This window comes from Paenibacillus sp. P3E (assembly GCF_001909045.1).
Classification (GTDB): Bacteria; Bacillota; Bacilli; order Paenibacillales; family Paenibacillaceae; genus Paenibacillus_AQ; species Paenibacillus_AQ helianthi.
On record NZ_LVWH01000036.1, the window covers coordinates 1 to 8,322 of the forward strand.

The following is an 8,322-nucleotide window of genomic DNA, read 5'->3' on the forward strand; positions in this document are numbered from 1 at the left end:
ATAATAATGTGTATATATATATTCGTGATTCCAGTCAGGAGATGAATGCATTGGGAAATTGATTCAGAAAGGAACTGTTGTTGCTGCAATAGCCGACATTTTGAACAAACGAAGGAGGTGGGCCTATCCGCCTGAATCGTGGAGACGGTGGATAGGAGTATAAATTGAGCGACCCTTTACCCGGTATATTACATGTAGGTCTTATTATATTGCTGGTTCTGTTAAATGGCTTTTTTGTTTCGGTTGAATATGCGATGGTGAAGGTAAGAAGCGGACGCATAGATTCCCTGATGGAGGAAGGCAGCAAACAGGCAGTGGCAGCAAGTAATATCGTACACAATCTGGATGGTTATCTGTCCGCCTGTCAGCTTGGCATTACTCTTGCTTCTCTGGCACTTGGTTGGCTGGGAGAACCGGCGATCGCTACGATTGTGGGACCCATTGTAACAAGCCTAGGATTTGGCGAAACTTCAGTGTATGTGATTTCGCTGATTATTGCTTTTATGTTCATCACGGTTCTGCATATTGTACTCGGAGAACTTGCTCCCAAGACAATTGCAGTGAACAAAGCTGAAGCGGTACTTCTGCTAACCGCAGGTGCGATGAATGTTTTTTACCGGATCATGTATCCTTTCATCTGGATCGTTAAAGGTCTGGCCAGCGGTCTGCTGCGGATTTTCCGCTTATCGCCTGCCTCGGAGCTGGCTACAGCACATACGGAGGAAGAAATCCGCATCCTAATGCAGGAGAGCAACAAGAGTGGACTGATCGATAATACAGAAATGACCTTGGTGGATAATATCTTCGAGTTTGCCGATACGATGGCTCGCGAAATTATGATTCCGCGTACAGAAATGATCTGTCTGAACAATAATCTGACGGTTGAAGAAAATATGGAGATTGCCTTTGACGGGATGCGTACAAGATATCCGGTCTGCGACGGTGATAAGGACCACATTCTGGGCTTTATTCATATCAAGGATCTGATCCGGGACAATGCACCCAAATACAATGAACTGATTCGTCCCATTCTTACCGTTCCAGAATCGATTCAGATTAGTGCACTGCTCAAAGTAATGCAGCGTGCGAAGACGCAAATCGCTATTCTGATCGATGAATACGGCGGCACCTCCGGCATGGTTACGCTTGAAGATATCATGGAGGAGATCGTTGGTGAAATTCAGGATGAATTTGACGAGGAGCGCCCTGGGGTAGAGAAGCTGGGAGAGAACGAATTCTCCATTGACGGTTTGATGCTGATTGAAGAGATCAACGACCGGCTGGGGTTGAACATGGAAACGGATGATTATGATACCATCGGCGGCTGGTTGTATTCCAAGCTTGAAGTAAACCCGCCGCAAAAAGGCCAGACATTCGAATTTGATAATCATTTATTTGCGGTAGAAGAAACAGACAACAAACGGATATCCCGTATTAAAGTAATGAAAGTCGAGTTTTTGGCTGAAGAGGCTGGGGCTTGATCAAATCATAGAAGTTGATCCATGACATGGCGTCAAGAAAGGCGCTGTGTCTTTTTTTGTATAAAAAATCCCTTGGAATAGGGATGTGGAGCAGGTTACTGCAAGTCATAATGAATTGAAAATGACTCTCCGGTGGATGCTTCCCGCATATGGTCGGATAACGCCAGAGGAGGGGGAGTGTTTTCAGCCTCAGGATCCATTTACGGCGAGCCTTCTCATCAACAAAGAACTTCGGGGCGTTAGGATAATAAGAATGTAATGAGAAGTCTGAGGTGGTATGAATGAAGGTTTGCCAATGTGAGAGTTTTAATTATATAATTTTAAAGGAAATACCATCATTTCAACAGTCCCGCCGGGACAGAAAGGAACTCTCATTTGAACAAATCTAAAAAAAACAGTGTCATGGTTCCCCAAATGAGTAAAGCGGAGAAACGCAGGGCAGAGCAGGAACAGCAGAAGCAGAAAACGAGAATTCTGATTATTAGCACAGTAGCCATTGTAGTGATTATTTTCACCCTTCTTTTTATACTTGCGTCGAAGGATTCATCTTCAAATGCAGGTTCAGGCAAAGCGGTTGACTTCAATTACAGTGAACTGCCAAGACTAGGTAAAGCAGATGCACCCGTTAAAATCGTTGAATTCGGTGATTTCAAATGTCCGGCGTGCTCCAATTTTGCAGGTGTCATCAAGCCACAGCTGGCTCAGGAATATGTGAATCAGGATAAGGCTGCTATATACTTCGTAAATATGGCCTTTATCGGTCCGGATTCCGAGACAGCCTCCCTGGCAGCCCTGTCTGTATACCATCAGAACAGTGAAGCTTTTTGGACGTATTACGATGCGATTTATGCCAATCAAGGGGATGAAAAAGCAGAATGGGCTACAGAGGAATTCCTGGTGAATCTGGCTGAGAAACAAAAGCTGCCAATCGATCTGGATCTGTTGCGTAAGGATATCAAGGAGAAGACCTATGAGAGTGAGCTGCAACGTGATATCAGTCTTGCCAAGGCTTCAGGAGTTACTTCCACACCTACTGTATTTATCAATGGACACAAAGTAGATGAGCCTTTCAAAATGGAAGCCATTAAGGCACAGATTAAGTCCGCGTCCGAAGCAGTGAAGGCCGAGTGATGAAGTTCTCTATGTTCTGCAGACGCCACTGTCTCTATCTGGCCTGGTTTGTATCTGTTATTGCAGTAGCGGGAAGCTTATATCTAAGTGAAGTGCTGAAATATGAGCCTTGCAAGCTATGCTGGTTCCAGCGTATCTTCATGTATCCGCAGCTGATTCTCCTGGGAGTAGCTACATACCGGAATGACAAAAAAATTATTCCCTATGTACTTCCATTAAGTCTTATTGGGGGCAGTATTTCTATTTATCATTATGCTGAGCAGAAGATTCCCGCACTTAGCAAGGTGCTCCCGTGTACAATTGGCGTACCCTGTAATAAAGATTATCTGAATTTTTTTGGGTTCATTACGATTCCACTGCTTGCGCTGATCGCCTTTGCTCTAATCACGATTTTGCTCTGGACCGGACGTAAAGAGGACACAGTAGAGTAGCTGAAGCCACTGCAGAATTTAGAGCACAAATCATTCCTGAAATTTCAGACACAAATGAGGTTCAAAACCCTGAAAAAACACGTGATGACGGGATAATCGCAGAGAATGAAAGATCGCGTTATCTCTCATCTTGGTTTTGCGTAAATTGGATGTTTTTTCATTCTTTTTTCATTTTTTTCACCGCTTTACGGAAGACGTATTGTAGACTATCATTAGACCTTGTGAGAAGTTGAATATGCGCTGAATTTTCCGTATGGAAAAACGGGGGAACCAACATTGGCCTAAGCGCCAAAGGGGTGAATCGGGAACGGTCCGGAAGGGCTGCAACCGTAGGGCTACCACAGCCCGAATCCGCCAGCTAACCTCGTAAGCAATGGTGGGATAATGACGATGCGTAAGCATGCGGATCATTTCCGTATGCTTATTTTTGTGCCTGCATTTATGAAATCCACCAATGAAAACAGCGCACGGTATTACCGTTTCAACGTAAGCAAAGAGAGGAACTGTTATTACAATGGTAAGCAAGGTAAAACGACTATTGATCGGGCGTCCGATGAAGTCGAACGAACTAGATCATGAAAAGTTATCCAAGGTGAAAGCACTGGCTGTCCTGTCTTCTGATGCGCTATCGTCTGTAGCCTACGGAACGGAACAAATCCTGATTGTACTGGTGGCCGCAGGCTTCACAGCCATCTGGTACTCATTGCCAATCGCATTAGCCGTATTGGGCTTGCTGGCTATTTTGATTTTATCCTATCGTCAGACCATCTTTGCTTATCCGCAGGGCGGAGGCGCGTATATCGTAGCCAAGAGCAACCTCGGGGTTCCTACCGGACTCCTTGCTGGCGGATCGCTCCTGGTAGATTATATTCTGACCGTAGCGGTTAGTGCATCAGCGGGTACGGATGCGATCACATCCGCTTTTCCAAATCTTCATAATCATAGTGTGTTAATCGCCGTAACCGTTATTCTGCTCTTGACTATTGTCAATCTGCGGGGCGTTACGGAATCTGCATCTTTCATTGCAATTCCTGTGTATTTATTCGTGGTATCGATCTTCGTGTTGATCATTGCAGGGGTATTCAAATATGCTACTGGCGGAGCCCATGCTAATGTCCCTGAGATTGGGGCAGCGGTATCGAATGTAAGTTTGTTTTTACTGCTTAAGGCTTTCAGCTCCGGCTGTTCGGCTCTGACAGGGGTAGAGGCTGTATCGAACGCCATTCCAAACTTCAAGGCGCCTGCGGAGAAAAATGCAGCCAAGACTTTGATGTTGATGGGAATTATCCTGGGAAGTATGTTTACCGGAATCACACTGCTTGCCTACTGGTACGGAATTACACCGGATACCAAAGCCACGGTTGTATCCCAAATTGCTGAATCTACTTTTGGACGTGGCGGTTTGTACTTTTTCATTCAAGGGATTACAGCTGTGATTCTGTTCCTGGCGGCCAATACAGCTTATTCCGCTTTCCCGCTGCTGGCGTTTATGTTCGCCAAAGACAAGTACCTGCCCCATGCATTTATGGTCCGCGGTGACCGCCTGGGCTTCTCAAATGGTATTATCTTTCTAGGTGTATTATCAGCCCTTCTTGTGGCTGCTTTTCATGGAAATACCGAAAGTCTGATTCCTTTGTACGCGGTGGGTGTATTTATTCCGTTTACGCTGTCCCAGCTTGGGATGATGGTGCACTGGTATAAAACCAAACCTAAAGGCTGGCAGAATAAATTTACCGTGAATACGGTGGGGATGCTAACTACTCTGACGATTACTCTGATCTTCATTATTACGAAGTTCTCCAGTGTCTGGATGGCTTTTATCTTCCTGCCCGTTGTAATGTTCGTATTCCACCGTATACACCGCCATTACCTCAATACCGCCGATCAGCTGCGTATTTGTCCGGCAACGGATAAACCCTGCATCAAAGGAAGCACCGTGGTTGTTCCTGTCTCGGGTGTGACACGAGCTGTACTGCATTCGATCAGCTATGCCAAGTCCTTAACGGATAATGTGGTGGCCGTCTATGTTGGGTTCGATGAAGAAGAAATTAACAAAATGGAACAAAAGTGGGAGGAATGGAATCCGGGAGTGCGCTTGATTGTTCTACGTTCCCGCTACCGCAGTATTCTGCGCCCACTGGTCAAATTTATTGAAACAGTCGAGTGGAAGACCGCTTCAACCGATCATATTACAGTACTTATTCCACAGTTCGTTACCAAGCATTGGTGGCAGGCAGTTCTGCATAATCAGACCAGCTTGTTCATTCGTTCTTATCTGATGAATCAAAAAGATATCGTAGTAGCAACAGTGCCTTATCATTTGCACAAATAAGATGAATTTCATAGCACGGCAGTTTCCGGATATTTCGGGAGCTGCCTTTTTTCATGGTATTATTAGGAATAATCAGAACAGTTCAAGGGGAGATTTTTATGGCAATCTATTTCATAATCTATCATATTCTGAAAGGATTAGAATGGACGAACAAAAGCAGGAAGGCATTTCCGGCATCTTATACTAGTATTCATAAAGTAGAGTATTGCAGTGAGACATGGGAAATTTCTCTGGAAAACTTAACAGAGCATCTGTGAAGAAGAACGGGTACTGCAAAAAGAAAATATTTTTATTGACATAGAGAATGAGAATCAATATCATTTAATGAGGCGCGGCGAAGATATACAACCCTCTGAAGCAATTAGATTCTACATATACAGGATTTTATAAATCTACGGTGCTAATTTGCTCTACCTGAGAGAAGAGATCCCTGTGAAACCATAAAACTTTAGGGAGTGAAGATAATGTCGGATCGATTGAACACAGATCAGTTAAGTATTGGGTATGCGGAGGCATTGATTGTCAAAGGACTGAACCTGTCTCTTCCAACAGGGAAAATCACTGCGCTAGTAGGGGCAAACGGCTCAGGGAAATCTACCATTCTCAAGACGATGGCACGTATCATGAAGCCTAAGAGCGGCAGCGTGATGTTGGACGGCAAGTCGATTCATAACCTGTCTACCAAAGAAGTAGCCCGGCAACTGGCGATCCTGCCGCAGAATCCCACTGCACCAGACGGACTTACGGTATCTGAGCTGGTGAGCTATGGGCGTTATCCACATCAGAAGGGCTTTGGTACGCTTACTTCTGAGGACCGCAGCATTATCGCAAATGCGATCTCGGTAACGGGTATGGAAGAGTTCCACGACCGCCCAATTGACCGTCTATCCGGAGGACAACGCCAGCGGGCTTGGATTGCAATGGCTCTGGCGCAACAGACCGATATTCTTTTCCTGGACGAGCCGACAACTTTTCTTGATATGGCTCACCAGCTGGAGGTTCTACAACTGCTGCAGAAGCTTAATCAGGAAGAAGGGCGCACCATAATTATGGTGGTGCATGATCTGAATCATGCCTCCCGTTATGCCCAGCATATGGTAGCAATCAAATCCGGGAATGTGATTAGTGAAGGGGCACCGGCTGAGGTAATGACGCCAACTGTACTGCGTGAAGTATTCGGGATTGAAGCGGATATTGTCCCTGATCCACGGACAGGAGTGCCACTCTGTCTGCCTTATGAATTGGCAGCATACAAAGCGGTGTGAATTCCTTAAGAACCAGCCTTCGCACAAGGTGAGGTTATAAACGTGAAATGTAACTCATAATGATTATATATGCAGCTGGCCACAGGCTCCCGTCATTGACAAGGGAGCCTGTTCGTTGTTAAAGTTGTGGTTGCCCTGGTTAAATCCCACCTTCCTTAATTGCATATAAATAACGGGGCTCGCTCTTATAGTGAATCAAGGGACATTATTTTTATAGAGTCAAAGGAGCAAAGAACATGAATATCAGCAAAATATATGAGGATCTGCAGCAGCTGGTTCCGACGGGCATGGTGAAGCAGCGTGAGACGCTGGAGAGTTATGTGTTCACACGTATGGGAGGTCAGGCTGATATCCTGGCAGCACCTGCGACGTACGAGGAACTTCAGTCCATTGTTACATATGCCCGTGTAAATGAAATCCCGTTGACCGTTCTGGGTAATGGATCGAATGTCATTATCCGTGACGGCGGGATCCGTGGGATTGTCCTGCATACAGCTGACTTAACCGAAATGGGACTAAGGGACAATCTGCTCTATGCCCAGTGCGGTGCAAAGATCATCGAAGTATCCAGATTTGCCTTAGAGAAGAAACTTACAGGCCTAGAGTTCGCCTGCGGAATTCCGGGAACTGTAGGCGGAGCTCTATATATGAATGCTGGTGCCTACGGTGGAGAGGTTAAGGATGTGCTGCAAAGTGCACTTGCCATCAGCAAAGCGGGACGGCTAGTGACACTCCAAGGTGACGAACTGGAATGGGGTTACCGCAAAAGTGTCTTTGCCAGCGGCGAATTCATCGTGCTGGAGGCCCGATTTGCATTGCAGCCAGGTGATCCTGTGAGTATCAAGGCGGCCATGGATGATTTGACGCACCAGCGTGAATCCAAGCAGCCGCTGGAATACCCATCATGCGGAAGTGTCTTCAAGCGCCCTCCAGGAAGGTTCGCCGGACAGTTGATTCAAGAGAGCGGACTTCAGGGAATAAGAATCGGGGGAGCCGAAGTGTCGCGCAAGCATGCTGGATTCATTGTGAATACCAATCATGCCACGGCCAAGGATTATATTGGTTTGATTCATCATGTTCAGTCTGCGGTTAAGGATAAATTCGGAATAGAGCTGGAGACGGAAGTTAAGATTATTGGAGAAGAGTAACATATTACAGGACGCAGTTCATATACCGCGTCCTGTTTTTTTGTATGGAGCATTGTTGCCTGAGAATGAGTGTATTCAGCTTTTGGAGATGGAATATTTGGCTCTGTCTGTCCGCAGTTCAACCTGACCGTCATGAACTGTATCCAGTTGAAGCCCGCTGACAGCAATCTCGTAATTCAGCTGGGGCAGTGGTACAAGCTTGCCATCCCTGTTCAATGTATTGCCTGTGCCCCGCAGAATCAGTGCACTGTCCAGATATTCATCAATAACATCTTCGGCATCACGATAATCCACGGTTTCCAGATTGAAGTGGACGGTGTCCAGGTCTTTCATCTCCTGTTTGTCAATCACCAGGGTTTCGCCCCCTTGGGCGGTCAGCCAATCCATTAATTTCTGTACACTTTGATCCATCAGTTGATCCCATCCTTATCAAGAAGATTATAGAAATTAAGTTACCCTTTTCTTCGAAATTGAATCCAGTCTTCTGAATACTGCTTTTAGTTGGATAATGGAATATAATTTAATTACTTTAAT

The 8,322-nt window shown here is 45.6% G+C and carries 7 protein-coding genes and 1 riboswitch; of the genes, 6 read left to right on the forward strand and 1 reads right to left on the reverse strand.

What is annotated here, in order from left to right; translation table 11 throughout:
• The first annotated feature begins 164 nt into the window (after positions 1 to 164).
• The 6 genes from A3842_RS05355 (at position 165) to murB (ending at position 7,788) form a co-directional block, all read left to right on the forward strand.
• Complete coding sequence (locus A3842_RS05355; protein WP_074100704.1) at positions 165 to 1,481, forward strand: hemolysin family protein; 1,317 nt, start codon at positions 165 to 167, stop codon at positions 1,479 to 1,481.
• 375 nt (positions 1,482 to 1,856) lie between these two features.
• Positions 1,857 to 2,612 carry a DsbA family protein gene (locus tag A3842_RS05360; protein WP_083609490.1) on the forward strand — a complete coding sequence of 252 codons (756 nt, stop codon included), beginning with the start codon at positions 1,857 to 1,859 and terminating at the stop codon, positions 2,610 to 2,612.
• Positions 2,612 to 3,043 carry a disulfide oxidoreductase gene (locus A3842_RS05365; RefSeq protein WP_074100705.1) on the forward strand — a complete coding sequence of 144 codons (432 nt, stop codon included), beginning with the start codon at positions 2,612 to 2,614 and terminating at the stop codon, positions 3,041 to 3,043. Before A3842_RS05360 ends, A3842_RS05365 begins: the two co-directional genes overlap by 1 nt.
• A 228-nt stretch (positions 3,044 to 3,271) precedes the next feature.
• Positions 3,272 to 3,431, forward strand: a riboswitch (cyclic di-AMP (ydaO/yuaA leader).
• 126 nt (positions 3,432 to 3,557) lie between these two features.
• Positions 3,558 to 5,375: an APC family permease gene (locus tag A3842_RS05370; RefSeq protein WP_074100706.1), complete on the forward strand. Its 1,818-nt coding sequence runs from the start codon at positions 3,558 to 3,560 to the stop codon at positions 5,373 to 5,375.
• A 464-nt stretch (positions 5,376 to 5,839) separates the two neighbouring features.
• The gene (locus tag A3842_RS05375) at positions 5,840 to 6,640 is read left to right on the forward strand and encodes an ABC transporter ATP-binding protein (protein ID WP_074100707.1); all 801 of its coding nucleotides are present in this window, start codon (positions 5,840 to 5,842) and stop codon (positions 6,638 to 6,640) included.
• Between the two features lie 236 nt (positions 6,641 to 6,876).
• Positions 6,877 to 7,788 carry a UDP-N-acetylmuramate dehydrogenase gene (gene murB / locus A3842_RS05380; RefSeq protein ID WP_074084475.1) on the forward strand — a complete coding sequence of 304 codons (912 nt, stop codon included), beginning with the start codon at positions 6,877 to 6,879 and terminating at the stop codon, positions 7,786 to 7,788.
• 75 nt (positions 7,789 to 7,863) lie between these two features.
• Here murB and ymzB read toward each other — a convergent pair whose 3' ends face one another.
• A complete protein-coding gene (gene ymzB / locus A3842_RS05385; protein WP_074100708.1) occupies positions 7,864 to 8,199 on the reverse strand; it encodes a protein YmzB in 336 nt (111 codons plus the stop codon).
• Between the last annotated feature and the right edge of the window lie 123 nt (positions 8,200 to 8,322).

What these genes read in the sequence shown, in the direction of transcription:
- A3842_RS05365 (WP_074100705.1), top strand. Translation starts at nt 2,612, where the DNA reads ATGAAGTTCTCTATGTTCTGCAGACGCCACTGTCTCTATCTGGCCTGG.
- A3842_RS05370 (WP_074100706.1), top strand. Translation starts at nt 3,558, where the DNA reads ATGGTAAGCAAGGTAAAACGACTATTGATCGGGCGTCCGATGAAGTCG.
- A3842_RS05375 (WP_074100707.1), top strand. Translation starts at nt 5,840, where the DNA reads ATGTCGGATCGATTGAACACAGATCAGTTAAGTATTGGGTATGCGGAG.
- murB (WP_074084475.1), top strand. Translation starts at nt 6,877, where the DNA reads ATGAATATCAGCAAAATATATGAGGATCTGCAGCAGCTGGTTCCGACG.
- ymzB (WP_074100708.1), bottom strand. Translation starts at nt 8,199, where the DNA reads ATGGATCAAAGTGTACAGAAATTAATGGATTGGCTGACCGCCCAAGGG.